Raw genomic sequence first — 21,350 nt, 5'->3', positions numbered from 1 at the left:
TTTAAATGCTGGTATTATAAGTAGGAGATAAAAGCTGGAAGCTGTGCTTTTCTGTTTTTTCGTATAGCCGGTTATTACACCACACATAGTTCACCTCATTCCAGGCCATGGCAGAAGCAGCGTCCGGGAAAAAGCCTCTCCCGTTCAAATTGGCGCTGGTATTACACAACAGCGGTATTCCACTCAGCTGTTTATAGGCCATTAACAGCTCATAGATCACCGGGTTATCCGTACTGTTCACTGTTTGCAGGCGGGCAGTACCATCCAGGTGGCAAACGGCAGGGATCCTGTCTTTCCAGGCTGGCCTTACTTTGTGGTCAAACAGCATATATGGGTCCCGTATGCCCGGTTCAAAAATATCCGGCGCATCTTCTTCCAGACAAATGGGCGCTACGGGCCGGTAAGATTCCCTGCTTTTAATTTTATTCAATACCTCTTTCATTGCGGCATCTGTTGCGGGCGCCAGAATGCTGCGGTTACCCAGGGCCCGGGGCCCCAGCTCTGCCGCACCATTGAGGAAAACCACCGGCTCATTTTTTTCAAAGAGCAGCTGCGCCAGCTCCTGTACGGTAGTTTCCTGCGTTATCCATTTTTCATCCGCACCATTATTTATTGCTGCCGGGCCGCTGTACACATTCCAGTCCAGCGCATAGTTAGTGCCGGCCGTGATCATTTCACAACAGGCTGTTCCCAGCGCACTGCCTGAATCATTGGGAAAAGGCGGTACCCATACCTCTTTAAACAATCCGGTATTGCGGATAGCGCTGTTCCATTTTATATTCAATGCGCAGCCGCCTGCAAAGCAAAGGTTGGGCTGCCTGCCCGGGTATCTTTTTATTTTAGCTGTTAGTTTTTCTACCAGCAGCTGTTCCAGGAAAACATGAAAGGTGTGCAGAATATCTTCATCCCGGTAATTACGTCCCTGTACCTGCTGAAGAAAAGTTTTGGAAAAACTATTAGCAAACTGCATATTCTTTTGCCCCGGTGCATCATAGATGCTGCGAAAGACCGGTAGCAGCTCAGGTTTCAGCTCACCCAGCGCAATGTAGGCCATCACCTTCCCCGCTACGGATAGCTGATCATTCACCACACCTTCCTTTACTTTATAGGGGCCGAAGTGCTGGGAAAAGATGCTATAGATATTACCGATGAGCATAAATAACACGCCCAGGTTCTCTACACTGCCTGTTTTATGATGGAAATAAAAAAGCTGCGGATACATGCCGCCATCCCAGATAAGCACAAATGCATCTTCCTGCTGGTTTGCAAAAGGACTGGTACAATATGCGCCGGCAATATGCCCTGCTACATGCTGGTAGCTGGCATAGCTTAACCCGCTAAAACCCGGCATATCAAAACACTGGCGTTCCAGTATGTTCTCGCGCATTACCATGCTGCCGTAACCGGCCAGCTTAACCGGAAAATTTCCTTTGCCCAGGTTGATGGTGATCTGTTCTTCCGGCGCCCAGCCGTCCAATACCAGCCGGTCTATGCTGTTAAATGAATAGCCGTATTGCTGCAGCAGCTGCTCCAGCCGGTCCATTTCAATATTGAAATGCATGTAACGGGGTGCGTTGTCCAGCTTCTCCATTTCAATACAGCACACCAGCTGCTGGTCGTCAATAAGCGCCAATGCGCCGTCGTGCGTTAGTTTAATGCCACATATTATCATAGTGCCGCTTCCTTAAAGGTTATACCGGAGTTAAACTGTATCTTCTCTATGCGCGTATACAATACCTCATCGCTCCATATGTAATTAACGCCGTTCCATTCTGCTGCTGATCTTACATCCGGAAAAAAACCACTGCCTTTGTAATTGGCGCTGGTATTGCATAACAGCGGAATACCGCTTAGTTTTTCATAGGCTTTTAACAGGGCTGCTATTACGCTGTTCTCCTGTTCATTCACGGTTTGCAGGCGTGCCGTTCCATCCAGGTGGCATACGGCAGGTATGCGCTCTGCCCATCCGGGCCTTACCAGGTGATCAAATAACATATAAGGATCGTGTGTGCCGGGGTCAAACATGGTTACAGCATTTTCTTCCAGGCATATGGGAGATACCGGGCGGTAAGCTTCCCTGTCCTTTACACGGTTTAATATATCTTTCATGCCGGGGTGGGTGGCATCCGCCAGTATGCTCCTGTTACCTAATGCACGGGGTCCCAGCTCTGCGCGGCCGTTAATGAACACTACCGGTTCTTTGGTTTCATACAGCAGCCTGGCCAGCATTTCCACGGTGCAGTCTTTTTCTTCCCAGCCGGGAATAACACTGCTCTTTACCACTGCGGGCCCGCTGTAAACATCCCATTTCAACGCCCAGCGGCCGGTGGTTACCGCCATTTCTGCGCAAGCCATTCCAATGGCGCTGCCGGAATCATTCGGGAACGGCGGCACATACACCTCTTTAAAAAGCGGCATGCTGCGAATGGCGCTGTTCCATTTTATATTAAGCGCGCAACCGCCGGCTATACAGAGGTTGGCACAGTTACGGTTAAAACGTTTGATCTTTTTCTCCAGCTTCTCCTGCAACATTTTTTCCAGGTATAAATGAAAGGTGCAGAGGATATCTTCATCCTGGTATCCTTGTCCATTTACCAGCTCCTTGAATTTGTTGGCAAATACATTGGCAAAACCCATTGGTTTGTCATAGCATTTTTCATAGATCTTGTCAAATATGGGCAGCAGCTCATGTCTTTCTTCTCCCAATGCTATGTAAGCCATTACTTTTCCAGCTACAGAGAGATCGTCTTTTGCAAAATTGCCGGTTACTTTAAAAGGACCAAAGTGCTGTGAAAAGATGGTATAGATATTCCCGATCATCAGGAACAAAGGGCCTATATTTTCAATGGCGCCTGCCTTGGCATGCACAAAATACAGGCGGGGATACATACCGCCGTCCCATATCATCACATAGGCATCCTCCTGCCGGGCAGCAAAAGGGCTGGTGCAATAGGCGCTCATAATATGCCCGGTTACATGCAGGTAGCTGGTATAAGAAAACTCGCCGGCGCCTATCTTTAAACCGGTAAATTCCAGCGGTGTTAATACATTATGCCGGGGCTCCCTTTCCTGGTATTGTGCGATGAACAACCGGAAACTTTCTGGCCCGTTCCTGCAATCCAGGAAATTATTTTCCTTCCCGATATGCAAGCGCGGCTGAAGGGCCAGCGCTTCATCATCATACCCGCCCCAGCCATCTATGGCAAACCGGTGTATATCGCTGAGGGCAATGCCTTCACTACGGAGTATATCCGTTATAGTTATATGGTTGTCGATGGAAGCATAACGGGGGTTGTTATTTAATTTTTCCAGTTCAGTGCTAAATAACAGCTGGTTGTTATTTACTACGGCAATACAACCATCGTGCGTAAGCTTAAGACCGCAGATCATCATAGTTTGTAAATAATTAATTACAGTTCAATAAGGTTTATGTCTTTTGAGGCGCTGCTGCTGCTTTTCAGAGAAGCGGGGCTTAACAGGGCGCTTTGTTTGCTGATAGTGGGATGGCTGAACAGCTGGTGTATTTCCAGCTGATCGGGAAATATTTCCTGGATAGCGTTATACAGCCGGATCACCTTCAGGGAATTGCCGCCCAGGTCAAAGAAGTTGTCGTGCAAACCTATATGGCTGCTTTCCAGCACTGCTTCCCATAAGGTTAACAGCGTACGGGCGGCTTCTCCGGCCGGCGGTTCTACAGGGCTATTCGTGTTACGGGGCAATGCTGAACGGGGATCAGGTAAAGCGGCCTTGTTAACTTTGCCGTGCTCATTTAACGGCAGCTGCTGTAAGGGTATTAACCAGGCCGGCAGCATATAGACCGGCAGCTTTTGCTGCAGGTGGCTGCGCAGGTCTGCAGGGGCAATAACACCATCGCTCACAAAATAGGCTGCTATCTGCAGCTCTGCCTGGCTATCCTGTATAACGGTTACGTATACCTGCTGTATGCCCTGGTGTTGTAAGATAACCTGCTCTATTTCTGCAAGCTCAATGCGGTAGCCATTTACTTTTACCTGTCTGTCTGCACGGCCCAGGAATTCTATGGTACCATCCGCATGCCATTTACCCAGGTCGCCGGTGCAGTACAAACGGCCCTCACCATATGGATTGCGAATGAATTTTTTTGCTGTTTGCTCTTCGTCATACAAATACCCTCTGGATACACCTGCACCTGCAATACAGATCTCTCCCGGAAAACCTATGGGTACCTGCTGCCGGTGGCCATCCAGTATGTAGATGGCGGTATTGGGCAAGGGCCGTCCTATGTTGCAGTACGCTGCGGCATCTTCATTGGTAATGCACCAGGTGGAATCTACGGTGGCCTCTGTAACGCCATATACATTCATTAAGGTGCTGCGCCCGTTCAACAGCGCATGATACCTGGTAACCAGCACGGGGCTTAATGCTTCCCCGCCGGCTAGTGTGTAAGCCGGGAAATGCTTATCAGGCTGTATGTGCTTTAATATATAGTTGAGATAACCGGGCGTAACATCCCACACATCTATGCGGTGCTGTAGAAGGGTTGTTACCAATGCTTTAGGATCCTTATGCGTGGTTTCCGGTATCAGCATCAGTGCGGCGCCGGCAAGGAGCGGCGGAAACAGCTGTTTTACAGATGAATCAAAACTTACAGATGCATTCACCATCACCTTTAAGGGCCTGGCATGCTGCTTATAGATCACGGTATGCAGCCATGCGGAGAGGTTTACTACGGAATGATGTTCTACCATCACGCCTTTGGGGCGGCCGGTGGTACCGGAAGTGTAAATTACATATGCCAGGCTGTCCGGCGTATTTACGGCAGGCAGGTTTTGCGAAGGTAACGTTGAAAGCTGCGCCTCATCCGGCACCAGGTACGTACAGGCGCCTGCAGTATCTATATAAGCCTGTTCTGTGATTAATACCTTTAAACGGCTGTTCTCCGCAATGTATATTTTTCTTTCAGGCGGATAGGCCGGATCAATGGGCACATAGGCAGCTCCTGATTTAAGGATACCGAGGATACCGGTCAGCAGCTTTTCAGAACGGTCCATCATAATACCTACCCTTTCATTGGGTTGTACCTGGTACATGTTTCGCAGTAGCGCGGCCAGGCGGTTGGCCTGTTTATTCAGCTGCCGGTAGCTGAGCACTTTTTCTTCAAACAGCAGCGCCGGATTATCAGGCGTGGCTTGTACCTGTTGTTCAAACAGGCTTACCAGTGTTTCACCTGGCGGCCGTGGGGCGGCGGTATTGTTAAAGGCAGCCAGCGTTGCCTGTTCTGCCGGTGAAAGGTAAGTGAATGCATTCAGCGTTAATGCCGGTTGCTGCACAATAACATTCAGCAGCTGCCGGTAGTGTTCCAGCATGCGGGTTATCCAGCTGCTGTCATATAGATCTGTGTTGTAAACTACGTTTATTGCCAGGCCATTTTTTTGTTGGGTAAAGGTGATGGTAAGGTCATACTTACTCTGTGTAGCCGGTACCGTTACCTCCTTCCAGTGCAGGTTCTCCAGTGTTCCGGCGGTGGCTTCATTGCGGCTGTCGCGGAATACTGCCATTATATCAAATAAGGGAGAACGGCTGATGTCGCGCTTTAGCTGCAGCTCTTCCAGCAGCTTGTCAAACGGGTAGTACTGGTGCTCCAGCGCATTCAGCAACATCTCTTTTACGCGGCCCAGCAGCTGAATAAAGCTCATCTTCCCGTTCAGCGTGGTTCTCAGCACCAGCGTATTTACATAAAAACCTACCTGGTCTTCCATATCCGGGTGCCACCTGCCGCTTGCAGGTGTACCTATCAAAATATCTTCCTGCCCGGTATAGCGGTAACACAGGGTTTTAAACGCTCCTATAAGCAGCATAAAAAGCGTGGCCTGGTTACCGGCTGCCAATTGTGACAGCGCTGCTGCAGTATCATCTCCCAACCATATCCCAGCCTCACTGCCCTGGTAGGTTTTAACGGCGGGCCGCAGGCGGGCGCCGGGCAGATCCAGCACAGGTATAGGGCCACCCAGCTGCTGTAACCAGTAAGCCTGCATTTTTTCGCCCCAGCCAGTGGCAAACAGCTGCTGCTGCCAGGCTGCAAAATCACGGTATTGGATCTTTAACGGCGGCAATGTACCTGTTAGCTGCCCGTATGCTGGCAGGATCTCCTGCATTATAACGTTCATGGATATACCATCGGAAATGGTATGATGCATACATACTATGAAAAAGTAATCTTCATCTGCATATCGCAATAAGGTGAGCTGCAGCAAGGGGCCGTTCTCCAGGTCAAATGCATACTGCATATAGGCGCCGGCTGCTTCCGGCGCAAGGGCTTCCCGGCCGCGCATATCCACCTGCTGTATCAGTTCTGCCTGCGGCAGTTCTGCATTTATTTTTTGCCGTACTTCCCCGTTCACCATTATAAAAGTGGTGCGCAGGCTTTCGTGCCTGGCTATCAGTGAGCGGTAGGCTTTGGCCAGCCTGGCCTGATCCAGCTTACCGCTTAGCTGGTATACGCTGCTCATGTTGTAGGCCGCGCTGTTCTTTTCCAGGCGGTCCAGGATCCATAAGCGGCGTTGCATGTGCGATGGGACGTAGTGCACCTGCTCTTCCAGCACCGGTATATTTTCGGCTGCCGGGCTGCTTTGGGTAATAAGGGCCGCCAGCTGCTCAATGGTAGGGTTCATGAACAGGTCCCGTAAAACCAGTTGTACTCCAAAGTGCCGGATAATACTATGTACCACCTGCATTGCATTCAGAGAATGCCCGCCGGCTGTAAAGAAATTATCCTTTACGCCTATACGCTCCTGATCCAGCACCTGCGCCCAGATGGCCGACAGCGCCTGCTCAACCGGCGTAACTGCTGCAACAAACGTATTATGTGCAGTTGCTGTTGTGGTTTGCAGTAATAAGTTACGGTCTATTTTACCGTTAGGGGTTAAAGGGAATTCCTTCAGCCAGTGTACCTGCGCCGGTACCATATAGGCCGGCAATTGCTGTTGCAGCCTTTCCTGTATCAGCTGCGGGTTAATAACCGTGGGCGCTGTATAATATGCTGCCAGGTATTGATCACCGGCATTTTTATAAATGCCCGTTACCAGCGCGCCCTGCACACCCGGCACCTGCAACAGCGCCAGTTCAATTTCACCAGGCTCTATACGGTAACCTCTTATTTTCAGCTGCTGATCTTTTCTGCCCAGAAATTCCAGGTTGCCATCCGGCAGCCATTTGCCTATATCGCCGGTAAGGTAAAGTGTGGCGCCTTCGTAAAAAGGATCCGGTATAAATTTCTGAGCCGTTAAGGCGGGCTGGTTCAGGTAACTGCCTGCCACCCCGGGGCCTGCAATAGCAATTTCCCCTTTTACACCGGGTGGCAGCAGGTTCATATGTGCATCTACAATATAAATCCGTTTGCCGTCAATGGGCCGGCCAATGGTCACTGTTGCATCCTGTGGCTTAAACACATAGCAGGTGCTGTAAGTAGTATCTTCAGAGGGCCCGTATAAATTCCTTAAACGTATATTCGTTTGAGTTATTTGTTCTGCAAGACCTGGGTATAAAGGTTCACCAGCCAGGTTAATGCTTTTAACATTATCCGTTAACATCCCGTTCTTTAACAGCTGGTCCATTACACTGGGCACTGTATTGATCAGGATATTGCGGTCTGCTTCCAGGTGATCAGCTATGTGCAGCCCGGATTGCAGCACCCGCACACTTTTCCCTGCGCCCAGGGGATACAGCAGCTCAAAAACAGACAGGTCAAAACAGTAAGAGGTAACTGCATATACAATATCTGCCTGGTCTGCTGCAAACTCCCGTTGCGCCCAGCTTATCAGCGACCATAAATTATAGTGTGTGATGGGAATGCCTTTAGGCTGCCCGGTGGAGACAGAGGTATAGATCACATAAGCCTGGTCATGTATGCTGCGGGTTAGGGGCAAAGGCCACACCACAGGCTGTTCTGCAGCCAGCAGCTGCGGAGTTGTAATGCAATGAACAGGCGGTGTAAAATGATGTACATACTGTTCTTCTGTTATGGCGGCTGTAAGCCCGCTATCGCTGATAATATGCGCAATACGGTTGGGCGGATAGGCCGGATCAACAGGTACATAAGCAGCACCGGAGAATAGGATGCCCAGCAAGGCGGCTACCATTTTCTCAGAACGGTCTACCATTAAACCTACCCTGTCATTAGGCCGTACGCCTGCTACCGTATGCAGGTAGCCAGCTATGCGCTGCGCCTGTTGCAGCAGCTCATGATATGGCATTATGGCAGTACCGCAAACAACAGCGGTGTGCTGCGGATGCCCGTGGGCAGCTGCTTCCAGCAGGTCTGTAACAAACCTGGGCGGCTCCTGTAAAGGCATAACAGGCAGGCTGTATTGCTGCAGCAGCTGTTGCTGCGCTGCAGCGCTCATTAATGGCAGCCGGTTAAGCTGGGTATGCGGTGCTACGGTAACATGTTCAAGTATGTTCCTGTAATGTTCCAGCAAACGTGCTATGGCAGGCTGCTCAAACAGGTCCGTACTGTATTCAAGCACCAGCTGCAGCTGAGCGCCGGTTTCATATACATAAAGAGTAAGATCAAATTTACTGCTGACGGTTTCCAGCCAGTAAGGAGCGGTTTGCAGCGCTGCGGAGCTATCAATGGTATGCTGTGTACGTGCATCCTGCTGCATGGCCAGCATCACATCAAATAAAGGCGAGTGGCTCAGATCCCGCTCCTGCTGCAGCGCCTTCACCATTTCATCAAAGGGATACAGCTGATGTGCAAAAGCTTCCAGCACATTTTCCTTTACCCGCTGCAGTAATTTTTCAAAACTGTCATTGCCGGAAAAGATAGTTCTGAGCGGCAGCGTATTTACATAACAGCCTACCTGGTTTTCCAGGCCGCCTGCTTCCCTGCCAGATACCGGCGTGCCGGTTACAATATCTTCCTGTCCGCTGTAGCGGTACAACAATGCTTTTAAAGCGGCCAGCAGCAGCATAAACAGCGTGGCGCCACTACCGGCCGATAATTCATGCAGCCTGCTTACCAACACAGCATCCAGCTCCATAAGAACAGCGCTGCCACGGCTGCTGCGGATCCGGGGGCGCGGAAAGTCCAGTGGTAATTCCAGCAACGGCGCCGGTACAGCAAACTGCTGCTGCCAGTATTGCCGGTGTAAGGCCAGGTTCTCATCAACAGCAGGGCTGTTCATGAAATGCGCATAGTCCTTATACTGCAAATGCAACGGAGGTAATACATCTTCTTTGCAAGCCGCTGCATAAAGCGTTTCCAGCTCACGGAACAATATATTTACAGACCAGCCATCGGACACAATATGATGCACCGCTAACAGCAAGATCCATGCCTCGTCCTGCAGCTGCAACAGCTGCACATTGAACAAGGGGCCCTGTGCAAGATCAAAATGGCTATGCTGCAGGGTTTGTATAATGTTGTGGATCCTCTGCTCCTGCTGCTCCTGTTGCCGCAGATCTGTATAAATTATTTTACAGGAGAGATCATCCGCCACATGGATCACCTGCCGCAGCTCACCCTCCACCATTGCAAAGGTGGTGCGTAAACTTTCATGACGGGCCACCAATGCGTTAAAACATTGTTCCAGCAAATGAGGCTGCAATTTTCCCTGCAGGCGTGTACCGGCGTAAATATGATAGGCGCCCTCGTCGTATCCCAGCTGGGTAAGCAGCCATATCCTTTTCTGCGCATGCGATACCTGGTAGTTTGCCTGCGCAGGCGCCTGCTCTATTTTATAAGACACGGCTGCTGCTGAAAGCAGGCCGGCCATTTCATGTAATAATGGATGAATGAACACATCACGCAAGGGCAGCTGTACCTGCCATTGTTCCTGCAGGCGGCTTACCAGCTGCGTGGCTTTAATGGAATTGCCGCCCAGGGCAAAGAAGTTATCGGTACGGTTAACTACAGCTGTTTCCAGGACCGTACTCCATAATGCAGACAAGCGCTGCTCCCACAGCGTATTCAGCGCAGCAGCTGTTTCAGCAGCTGTTAGCGCCTGCAGGGCCGTTAGATCTGTTTTGCCGTTGGTCGTAACAGGGAAAGCCTCCAGCTGTATAAATTCAGCAGGGATCATGTAATAGGGCAGCTTGCCGGATAACCAGCTCTTTATTGCTGCTGCCTCAAAATTTTCTGTTATTATGTATGCCCTGAGGGTAGTGTTGCCGGCAGCTGCCATTACCAGCGCATCCTGTATGGCAGGATGCGTAAGTAATACTTTTTCTATTTCCGCCGGCTCTACACGGTAACCGTTGATCTTTACCTGGCTGTCTTTCCTGCCTGTAAAGTAAATATTCCCTTCCTCGTCCCATACTCCCAGGTCGCCGGTTTTATACAGGCGGCTGCCCGGCTTAAAGGGATGTGGAATAAACCGCTCCCTGGTTTCTGCTTCCAGGTGCAGGTAACCATTGGCCAGGCCTGCACCTGCAATATGGATCTCCCCTGCTATACCGGGTAACACCAGCTCCTGCTGCTCATTTAACAGATATACCTCCCGGTTGGGAATGGGCTTGCCTATACAGGCGGCATCATCCGCAGCTTTTACGGGATGGTAGGTAGCGCATACTGTTGTTTCCGTAGGCCCATAGGTGTTATAGATAGCTACCTTTCCTGTCAGCTGTTGAATATGGGCGCCGGTCAGCCGGTCGCCACCGCTAATGAGTATACGCAGCGCGCCCAGGTCCGTGGCATGTTTATCCAGCGCAGCTATTACAGGCGGCGTAGTGCTTAATAGGGTAGCCTGCTCCTGCCGCATCAGCTGTAACAGGCGGTCAATATCGCGGCCGCCTTCGGGTAATACCAGCACTGTTGCGCCGCTGCATAAAGCAGGAAATATTTCTTCTATGGATACATCAAATGCCGGTGATGATTGCTGGATCACCCGGTCATTGCTGTTAAGGGAAAAATAACGGATAAAGGTTTGCACATAATCTGCCAGGGCGGCATGGGATACCTGTATGCCTTTGGGCCGGCCGGTGGAGCCGGAGGTATACATAATATACGCCAGGTCATCCGGCTGCACGGCATAGGCAGGCGCTGCCATTACGGGGGCCGACCATTGAAAGCTGCTGAGATCCAGTACAGGCGTCTCCGTTAGCTGTACCTGCTGCAGGCCGGCCGCGGTAGTAATTACCAGGTCAATACCGGCATGCGTTACCATAAAACGGATGCGCTCTGCAGGATACTCTGCATCCAGCGGCACATAAGCCGCGCCGGTCCTTAACACTGCCAGTATGCTGATGATAAGATTGGCTGAACGTTCCAGTAAAATACCTACCCGCTTGCCCGGGCCGCCGGCCTGCAGCTCACAAAGCTGTGCAGATAACCGTGCTGCCTTTTCCTGTAACTGCTGGTAAGTAAGTATCGTACCCTTTTCATACAGGGCAGCCTGTGATGCAAACTGCGCGGCAGCCTGCTCCAGCAATGGCATTACCGTATTTGCAGGATAAGTTATTGTTTGCGGGGTGTTAAAGGTATGTAACAGCCGCTGTTCTTCTGCAGCGGTTAACAGGCTGTAGCGGTGCAGCGGCAGATCAGGATCTGCAGCTACCTGCTCACAGAGGTATTCAAAACAAGCGGCCAGGCGGCTCACCTGTGCTTCACTAAAGATACGTGTATCATAACGCAGCCTTAAGAACCATTGCTGTTCCAGCTCAATAAATTCTATCAGCAGGCTGCCTACGCTGGTGCCGTTATCTATTTCTTCTATCTGCTGTAAAGCAACAGGACCGGCTGCGCGCAGGTGCTCAAAGTTCTGCAGCACCAGCATTACATCAAATAAAGGATTGCGGTTAATATCCCGGCCCATATCCAAATGCGCTATCAGCTCCTCTACCGGGAACTCCTGGTGAGCAAAAGCTTCTTCCACCGTTTGTTTTACTGCAGTCAATAAAACATTGAACGACAGTTCTGCATTAAACGCAGTATACAGCGGTAATATATTCAGGTAATAACCTACCTGGTTTTCCAGCGCAGTATGGTGCCGGCCGGCTGTGGGTGTGGCAATGATCATTTGCTGCTGCCCGGTAAGCCTGAATAACAACAGCTTCCATACTGCCAGCAGTACGGTGAACAGGGTTACATCATTCCCCTTTGACAGCTGCATAAGCTGCTGCTGCCAGCGGGCAGATAACGGGAACTGCAGTTTTTTACCTTCAAAACCTGCTTCCGGCGTATGCTTAATAAAGGGAAATGTAAGCGCAGGCAGCTGCCCCTGGAAGCGGGATAACCAGTAGCGCCGGTGCGGCTGCATGTTTTCTGATGCCAGCAGCTGCTGCTGCCAGGCTGCATAATCTTTATACTGTACCTGAAGCGGCGGCAGGGCTTCTATCATACCCAGCTCTTTCCACAGCACTTCCATTGACCAGCCATCTGTAATAATATGATGGATGGTAAAGATCACGCGGTATACATTCTCCTGCAGCTGTAACAACTGCACCCTGAAAAGCGGGCCTTTTTCCAGGTCAAAAGGTGTTCTGGAATCTGCCAGGGCCAGGGCTTTCCAGGCTAATGCATCCTTTTCATCCCGCAGATCTTTCCGGGAAAGCGGCAATGGTATATGATCCCGGATCACCACAAAAGGTGTTCCCTGTATACTGGTAAAAGTGCTGCGCAGGCTTTCATGCCGTTGCACCAATTCAGTCAGTGCGTTCTCAAAATGTACGGCTGCTGTTTCACCGGTTATAATAAATGACCAGCACAGGTTATAGGCAAGCGGCAATACTTCCAGCCGCTGCAATACCCAAAGCCTTCTTTGCGACAGGGATAAGGGGTAGTGATCCGCTTTCCCCAGCGGAAGAAGATCCGGCCGGTTCTCTGCGCCTGCTGTTTTAATGCAGGCAGCCATGCTCCTGATGGTGGGATGGGTTAACACTTCCCTTATGGAAATGCTGACGCCAAAAAGATCCTGTATACGTGTTACCACCTGGGTAGCTTTCAATGAATTGCCGCCCAGCTCAAAGAAGCTGGCCAATACGCTGATGTGCGGCTGTTTTAGCACCTGCTGCCATATTTCCAGCAACGCAGCTTCTGTGCTGCCTGCAGGCAATACCATTTCCAGGGTGGTAAGGTCAGCAGGTTCGGGCAAAACCTTCATATCCACCTTACCATTCACATTCACCGGCAGCTGCTCCATGATCACATAAGCAACTGGTATCATGTAGGCCGGTAAATGCTCCAGCAGAAAGAGCTTCAGCGCAGCTGTATCCATTGAGGCCGGCGCTACCAGGTAGGCGGTAAGGCGCCTGCGCTCCGCAATGCCGCTAATGGTTACCACGACATCGGCTATATCTTTATACAGCAGGATCTTCTTCTCTACTTCACCCGGCTCAATACGATAGCCATTCCATTTGAGCTGCGCATCTTTGCGGCCCAGGAAACGTATACTACCGTTTTCCGTCCACAGGCCCATATCACCGGTCCTGTACAGGCGCTCACCCGGTATTGCCGGGTGGTGAATGAATGCTTCCTGGTCCAGCGCAGGGTTAACATAACCCCTGGCCAAACCTTTACCTGCCACATACAGCTGCCCGGCAATGCCCACCGGCACAGGCTGAAAGGCTTCATCCAGTATGTAAATATGATGCTCCGGTAAGGGCCTGCCTATCAGCGATACAGTTTCCGGTGTTGTTATTTTATTATAGGAAACGCATACTGTTGTTTCCGTAGGCCCGTAGGTGTTATATATTGCTACACTGTCCGGCAGCTGGTCTATGTAAGCAGGTTTCAGCACATCTCCCCCGCTGATCAGCAACCGCAGGTTATTAACCCGGCTGGCCTGCGCGTTTATTTCTTTTATAACCAGGGGCGTAGTGCTGAGGATAGTGGCCTGCTCTTTCTCTATAGTCTGCAAAAGGGCGGCTACATTGCGGCCGCCGTCTTTCACAACCACTAATGCAGCACCGGAACTAAAGGCTGCAAATATTTCCTCTACAGATATGTCAAAAACAAGGGCTGATTGCTGTATGACCCGGTCTGCAGGTGTTACGTTAAAATATTGCATAAAAGTCTGTATGTAATTCACCAGGCTTTCATGCCGTATCATTACGCCTTTGGGCTGCCCGGTTGAACCGGAAGTGTATAAGATATATGCTACCTCATCCCCTTTTATCACTATACCCGGATTAACAGCAGCAGTGCCGTTATGGAGTACGGCAGTTACCTGTAACCGGTTATTCACCTGTGCTGTTTGCGGCAAACAGTCTTCATCTGTAAGCAGCCATTGCAGCCCTGCTTCTGCTGTTATGAATAATACCCGCTCCGGTGGATAGGCGGCATCCACCGGCACATAAGCTGCGCCGGTTTTTAATATAGCCAACAGGGTAATGATCATGTTTGCAGAGCGTTCCATCATTAACCCTAAGCGGCGGCCCGGCTGCACGCCTTTTTCTGTGATGAGGTAATGCGCCAGCCGGTTGGCCTGCAGATTCACTTCTTCATAGGAAAGCGGCTGCCCTTCAAAGACCAGGGCTGTTGCATGCGGACTAACGGCTGCCCATTGTTCAAAGGCCTGCAGCACATGCGGATGCTGTAAATCACGTACTGATCCGCGGCCCATATTATGCACTTGTTCTTTTTCTGTCTGGCTTAAAATATCAATGGCAGCTACCGGCGTATCCGGCGCTGACAGCGCGTTTTCCAGCAGGCGGATGAAGTGCCCGGCCATACGCTCCACAGGCGCATCATCAAACAGGTCAGTATTATAACGCAGCTGGAAAAAAAGCTCCGGTCCCTCATAGGTAAATTCCACTTCCAGGTCTACCATGCTGGTAGTAACGGGCATGGATATAGGTTGTACGGTTAGCTGCTCATGCAGCCCTGTTAAGCTAGTGGAACCTTCCAGGTTCTGGAATAACAGGAGTACATTAAACACCGGCGTTCTGCTAAATTCCCGTTCCGGCTGCACATCCGTTATCATTTTATCAAAGGAATAGGCCTGGTGCTGCAAGGCCTGCAAAATGCCCTGCTTCTCCCGCCGCAGCAACCCCTTAAAGCTTTCGTTTGCCTGCACGGGCAGCCGCAATGGCAGCGTGTTCAGGAAACAGCCCAGCTGCAGTTCCAGATCCGGGTGGGTGCGGCCGGCGGTATCTGTGCCTATTACAATATCTGCCTGTTGTGTGTAGCGGAATAACAGTGCGCGCAAGGCGGCCGTAACCAGCATAAATTCCGTACAGCCGTTTTCAAGACAATATTTTTTAATAGCAGCGTGCAGGGTTGGCGGTAGCGCCTGCTTAATGGCATGCCCTGCAAAAGTTTGTACAGCGCTACGCGGCTTTGTGAACGGCAGCTCTACACCTTTGCTGTAACCTGCCAGCGTTTCTTTCCAGAACGCCTGCTGTAAGGGCGCACTGTTACGGGCTGCATTGTAGGCCGCATAATCATGATACTGCAGGCCTGCCCCCCTTAGCTGCTGATGTTGGCGGTACAGCTTTTTTATAAGGTCCATCATCACATTCACAGACCAGCCATCGGCAATGATATGATGAATGGCAAAGAACAGGAGGTATTGTGTATCTGCGAGCTGGTAACAAGTAAAGCGCAATAAGGGGCCCTGTTCCAGGTTAAAAGGCTGTTGGGTTTCCCATAATGCTATCTCTTCCGGAGATGCCTGCTGCTCCCGCAGATCTTTAGATTGCAGCACCACAGCTGCATCCGGATGGCGGCTCACTCTTTGCCGCAGGTTGCCATCCAGGTTCACAAACGTGGTGCGCAGTATATCATATTTCAATAATAGCGTAGTAATGGCATTGTTCAGCGCCGTTAGATCCAATGCACCGTTTATTACAAAACCGCTGTGCAGGTTGTAGGCGGTGCTTTGCACATCCATTTGCTGCAATAACCAAAAGCGCTGTTGTATATCTGTACAGCTGTAATGATCCTGTTCTTCCAGCATGGATACTGCCCCCTCTTTCACAGTGCCTTTTGCAGCCACACAGGCTGCAAGGCGGTCCAGGGATGGATGCCGGAACAGATCGCTGATACTTACATCTGCCTGTAACAGCCTGCGTATATAGCTGATAAAACGGGTAGCTACCAGGCTGTTTAAGCCGGCGGTAAAAAATTCCTGTTCCGGTGACAGTGGCTTCATGCCCAACAGATCTTTCCAGATCCGCGCCAGCTTTTCAGGGATGGATAAATGATCCGGTAATTGATCTGCTTCCTCAGCGGCCACCAGCTCATCCAGCTTACTGGTTATATCCTGGAAGGCGCTCTGCCGGTAAAGAGTGGCCAGCTTAAAATGCTGTACTTTTCCGCTGGTGGTTTTAGGTATTTTGCGTACCGGGATCACTGCCTGTACCGTTAACCCGGTGGTTTCCAGCACCGCTTCTTTTACCCTTCCGGCCAGTGGCGCAAACCCGGCCACATCCCCTTTGTATAAAAGAAAAACCAGCAATTCCTCATTACCCTTCTTTTCATCTCTTACCCCGCACACCACTACCTTACCCAGGTCAAAGGCCGGCAGTGCCCTGGATACCATGGCTTCTATATCCTGAGGGTAATAGTTTTGCCCGTTAATAATAATAATGTTCTTATGCCTGCCGGTAATGGTTATACGGCCTTTATATAAAAACCCCACGTCGCCGGTGCGCAGCCAGCCATCAGGCGTTAGCAGCTCACAGGTAGCGGCGGTATTATTATAATATCCGGCGGTAACATTGCCGCCTTTGATCTGTATATGTCCTATTATGCGCTCTTCAAACACCTCATCTTCATTACCGCAGATCCTTACGGCGCAATGTTCCAACGGGTAACCGTTTTCTACGAATACGATCCCGTTGCGGGGCTCCGCCAGTTTTATCCGGTTGCCTATATTACAGTGGTCCCGGTCCAGGAAGTGCACGCGTAAAGCATCATTCACATCCGGCAGGGCTACAGCCACAGATGCTTCTGCCAGTCCATAACCCGCAAAAATGGCATAGCTGCGTAACCCGCAGGGCGCCAGCTTTTCTGTGAACTGCCGGCATAACTTGTGGGAAATAGGTTCTGCCCCGTTATAAATAATGCGGATGGTGGAAAGGTCCCAGGCGCCGGCAGCTTTACCTTCCAGCGCAGACAGGAAATAATGATACCCGAAGTTGGGTGAGTACAGCTGGCTGATGCGGTGCTGGCTGGCCTTTTCTATCCACAACACCGGGTTACGGATAAACAGGGCCGTATCCATTATATACTGATCAATACCCGCTAACAAACAGGATAAATGAAAACAGATCAGCCCCATGTCATGCGACAATGGCATCCAGCTAAGGCTTTTATCTGCAGCGGTGGTTTGAGAGCGGGAAACTATATCCTGTATGTTGGTAAGCAGGTTCTGATGCGTAAGCGTAACGCCTTTAGGCGTACCGGTAGAGCCGGATGAGAACTGGATGTAAGCGGTTTCCGTTGCCTGTACCGGCGCTGTTTGCCCGGGCGCTGCAGCTGTTAATAAAGTTGCCGCAGGCAGGTAACGAAGTCCAATGGCTTCCAGTGCAGCAGGCTGCTGCGCTGACAGCGACGATGACAGCCGGTTGTAATAGACCTGCTCACAAACCAGGTAAGGATTATGCAGCGTGCTCCATACGCTTACCAGCTTATATTTATGATCATCCTGGTTGCCGGCTGGCAAAGGCACCGGTATTATTTTCCCCAGCAGGCAGGCCCAGAAGAACAGCAGGAACTGCCGGTTATCTTCCAGCATCAGCACTACTTCATTACCGGGCAGTACGCCCTGCGCCTGCAGGTGGCCCAGCACCTGCAAAGCATTGCTGTAAAGGTCTGCGTAGGAAAGGAATCCTTCTTTTTCCTGGCTGTGTATCAGGGTTATGCCACGATCGTTCACCGCTGCCAGTTTTTCCAGCAGTGTAATGAGTGTAACGTTAGCGCCTGTACGATCCATGATATTTTCCATAATTATTCCTATGGCCAAACGATTTCAATCACATTCCTGGAAGTGGCTACAGTGGTGCGCTTTACAGCTTCCTGCGTATCCGTTGTGTGGAATGCCGCCTTTACCTTATCGTCCACAACCAGCCGGGAGCGTGTAAGCGGGGCAGGTCTTTTTATGGTGATCTGTGCACCATCCTGTTTCAGCTGTTGCTGCTCCAGCACAATCCAGCTATCTTTTTTGTGGAATAACACCCAGTCCTTGCCCGTACCGTCGGATGGCAGCTGCAGCTCATTACCGCTTGCTTTGATCTGCCGGGCCGTTTTAAAATCCTGGGTGCTGTCTTTCATCAACTGTAGTATGCGGGCGGCGTCCGGCACGCCATATCCTTCATAATTATTACCATAAGGATACAGGTGGCCGGAACGTTCAATAATGCGTACCACCTGGCGGGCTGTTATATTGGGCTGCTGCTGTAACATACATGCCACAACGCCGGAAATAACCGGGGCTGAAAAAGAGGTGCCGCCGGTATCATTCAGGCAGCTGATATTGGGTTTCAGGTAAGGTAAAAAGTCAGGGCCTTCAGCGCTGAAGGTTTTCTTGCTCCTGTTCATATCTGTTGCGCCCACCGCAATTACATTGTCTGCATCTGCAGGGGCGGAAATAATTTTCCAGGGATTATCACCATCATTACCAGCTGCTATCACCAATATCATATTATACCGCGCGGCCGCTTCCCGTGCAGCTTTTGTAATGATGGTCGTTTGGCCGTTCATATTTTCAGGAACATAATTTTCAGCCGGGTTATCAAAATCATAGGCATAACCCAGTGAAACATTCACTACCCTTACACCCTGCGTGTGCAGCCACTCTACTGCATCGCGGAAATACTCCTGCTCCTTCTGGTATTCCTTTGCCCCATCATCCGTACGGGCCAGGTAGAACACAGCATCGGTTGCCAGGCCATAACGCTTACCGGCAGCATCTTTGCCACCTATATAGCTCCATACATAGGTGCCATGCCAATCCATATCCGTTTGTTTGCTGAACAGCACCTGCTCATTAGGATGTATAAAATCTTTTGTAGCAGCTACCTTGTTGGCGGTAAAAAAATTCTGCAACCGGGGGTTTTTATCAGCGCCTTCAAATCCTACATCCACTACGCCCACCTTTACATTTTTGCCGGTGAGCCCGGCACGTATAAAGGCCGTTCCATTTACAGATTGTAGTGCAGGTGTAATACTCAGTGTGTCCGGCAATGGCTGCCGGGCAATCTTTACGGGGTAAGCTGCATGATCCAGGCCCATATATACGGCCATGGCTATGCCAAATATTATTTTTGCTGTCACAACCAATGGTTTTAGTGTACTTCGTTCAGCTGTTTATTACAGTTGGGCTTATATTTTTCTTCCCATTCCTTTTTTACGCTGCTGCGCTCTTCCGGCGAACTGTCCGGCAGCAAGGTGTATACCAGCTCTTTTATTTTGATGGACAGCATAAATTCTTTAAAGCACTGCGTACACACATCACCGTTAGTATCCGTTGTTTCAAAATGTGATCTTATGGCTGCACGCAGATTGCCGGTTTCTCCAATAAAACGTGGATTGGCCGGCTGACCGTTCACACGGCCGCAAACCGCATATACGGCGGGCGTTTCAGGCAGGTCATCCAGGTTGTCATTTTTATCCAGGTTATTGTCTTTTTGCAAAAGTACCTGGGTATAGAGCGTACCTTGCTCTATGGACATATAATTATGCTCCATGTGGGTAATATTAAATATGGAAATAAATAATGCGGGTGGAAAATTTCAGAGGGAGGAGAGATCAAACGATCTTTTGTACGTGGCTGGTGTGCATTTCAACAGAGATGGCATAGTTGATCATGTGCAGCTTTATTAGCAGCCGGGAGCCTTGCGGGGCGCGTATAAGCTCTCCTTCCAGGCCGGCAAAGATACCTTCCGTTACCTTTACCTTTTCACCAATGCTGCTAAAACGCTCTACTGCAATATCATGATCGGCAGACTCTATCCTTTTGATCTTTACGATCTCCATTTCACTTATGGGCACCGGGCGCCCTGCAAAAGAAACGAATTTAACGACCCCATCAGCAGATAATACCTTGTATTTTTCCTGCATAGAGATCTTAACGAAAAGATAGTTGGGAAAAAGCGGCTCCTGGATCCGCTTCGTCCTGTCGCTCCATTTACGGAGGGTGGTACGCAGCGGCAGATAGTGCTCATAATCCATCAGAGATATTTCCTGCGCAATCTTTTTTTCGTATCTGGGTTTGGTAAACAAAACAAACCATTTCTTTTCCAGCTGGCATACATGGGACATAACAAAATATGGTTACTAGGATTAAAAATGCGGTTAGATTACGTGTCGGTGTGTTAACAAGAGATACTTCAAAGGCAAAGGGGATAGGCCTTACAACCGGCATTGAGGTGGTAACCGGTGTAGAGGATGAATGTTAAATGGCTATTTTCACGGGAGAACAGAGCTTCGCTAGATTGACTCCCAGTCCTGCTATTTAAAGGTTATTATTTTGAGGGATACCTGTTATGTCCAAACCATCACTTAATGCGGACTGCATTTCTATAACATCTCTACGAAATTATCGATACAATATTTTAAAAAAAATGCAAAAATCTGTAAACTTTAGTAAGGATTTCCCTACTTTCAAGGTAATAAAGACGTGTAAAATGAGCCTTCCATGTTGTGCAATCTGTTTTTTTTTTGTAAAATAGCTAACTCAAAAAACTAAAACGGACCTATTACTAATAACCATTATGATACAAATGCCGGCTTAATCCCCGTTTAAAACCCGTTAAAAATTAGTCTAAAGTTGTTCCTATGTATAACACTATTCGACTAGCCATTGCTTGTGACCATACTATAATAAGAAAGGCCATAAGCGATCTGCTTTCCAGGTCACAAGAGTTGAAAGTAATCATTGACGTTTCAAACACAGCTGAACTTTTAAAAAATTTGGATAGTAATGATACCCCGGATGTATTACTGTTTGCGCCCTCTGTGTATGAAAAAGAAAGTTTGTCACAGATCCGTTATCATCACCCGCATATTAAGGTGATCGTAATGCTGATGCAATTTGAGCCGTATATGGCCAACGATCTGCTGGAGCTGGGTATACATGGGTATCTTTCCAAACGGGCGGATACCACGGAGCTGCTGCAGGCCATTAATGCAGCAGCCGTTGGAATGGTATACCAGAATAAAACCCTGACGGATACTCTGAACTGGCGGGCTAACCACCCCTTACCGTCCCATGCGATACAGCAGCAGTTAATCTTTACAGAAAATCAAAAAAAAATATTACAGCTGCTGTGGAGAGAAAAGAGCACCAAGGAAATTGCCAATGAAGTGTTCCTGAGCACCAGCGCTGTTGACAAAATAAAACAACAGCTAAAAGAGGCCACTGGCACCAAAACCACGTTAGGCCTAATCAAATACGCCATTGAACAAAAGATCATCCTGTTATAATTCC

General features: G+C 49.7%; 7 protein-coding genes. 1 reads left to right on the top strand and 6 read right to left on the bottom strand.

The annotated features are described in order from the left end of the window. Position 1: 1 nt before the first annotated feature. The 6 genes from KVT36_RS06095 to KVT36_RS06070 form a co-directional block, all read right to left on the bottom strand. Complete coding sequence (locus KVT36_RS06095) at positions 2–1,672, bottom strand: carbamoyltransferase N-terminal domain-containing protein (protein ID WP_217602612.1); 1,671 nt, start codon at positions 1,670–1,672, stop codon at positions 2–4. After that, the gene (locus tag KVT36_RS06090; RefSeq protein ID WP_217602611.1) at positions 1,669–3,393 is read right to left on the bottom strand and encodes a carbamoyltransferase N-terminal domain-containing protein; all 1,725 of its coding nucleotides are present in this window, start codon (positions 3,391–3,393) and stop codon (positions 1,669–1,671) included. Before KVT36_RS06090 ends, KVT36_RS06095 begins: the two co-directional genes overlap by 4 nt. A 17-nt stretch (positions 3,394–3,410) precedes the next feature. Further along, entirely contained in the window at positions 3,411–17,867 is a 14,457-nt protein-coding gene (locus KVT36_RS06085; protein WP_217602610.1) for a non-ribosomal peptide synthetase, read from the bottom strand. Positions 17,868–17,875: 8 nt separating this feature from the next. After that, entirely contained in the window at positions 17,876–19,195 is a 1,320-nt protein-coding gene (locus KVT36_RS06080; RefSeq protein ID WP_217602609.1) for a S8 family serine peptidase, read from the bottom strand. 11 nt (positions 19,196–19,206) lie between these two features. After that, entirely contained in the window at positions 19,207–19,608 is a 402-nt protein-coding gene (locus KVT36_RS06075) for a hypothetical protein (protein WP_217602608.1), read from the bottom strand. Positions 19,609–19,669: 61 nt separating this feature from the next. Beyond that, the gene (locus tag KVT36_RS06070; protein ID WP_217602607.1) at positions 19,670–20,182 is read right to left on the bottom strand and encodes a UpxY family transcription antiterminator; all 513 of its coding nucleotides are present in this window, start codon (positions 20,180–20,182) and stop codon (positions 19,670–19,672) included. Positions 20,183–20,698: 516 nt separating this feature from the next. Between KVT36_RS06070 and KVT36_RS06065 the strand changes: the two genes are divergently transcribed. Continuing rightward, positions 20,699–21,346: a response regulator transcription factor gene (locus tag KVT36_RS06065; protein ID WP_217602606.1), complete on the top strand. Its 648-nt coding sequence runs from the start codon at positions 20,699–20,701 to the stop codon at positions 21,344–21,346. Positions 21,347–21,350 lie beyond the last annotated feature (4 nt).

Origin of the sequence: Chitinophaga sp. GbtcB8 (genome assembly GCF_019091455.1) — a bacterium.
Classification (GTDB): Bacteria; Bacteroidota; Bacteroidia; order Chitinophagales; family Chitinophagaceae; genus Chitinophaga.
This window is presented reverse-complemented; position numbering and strand designations above follow the sequence as displayed.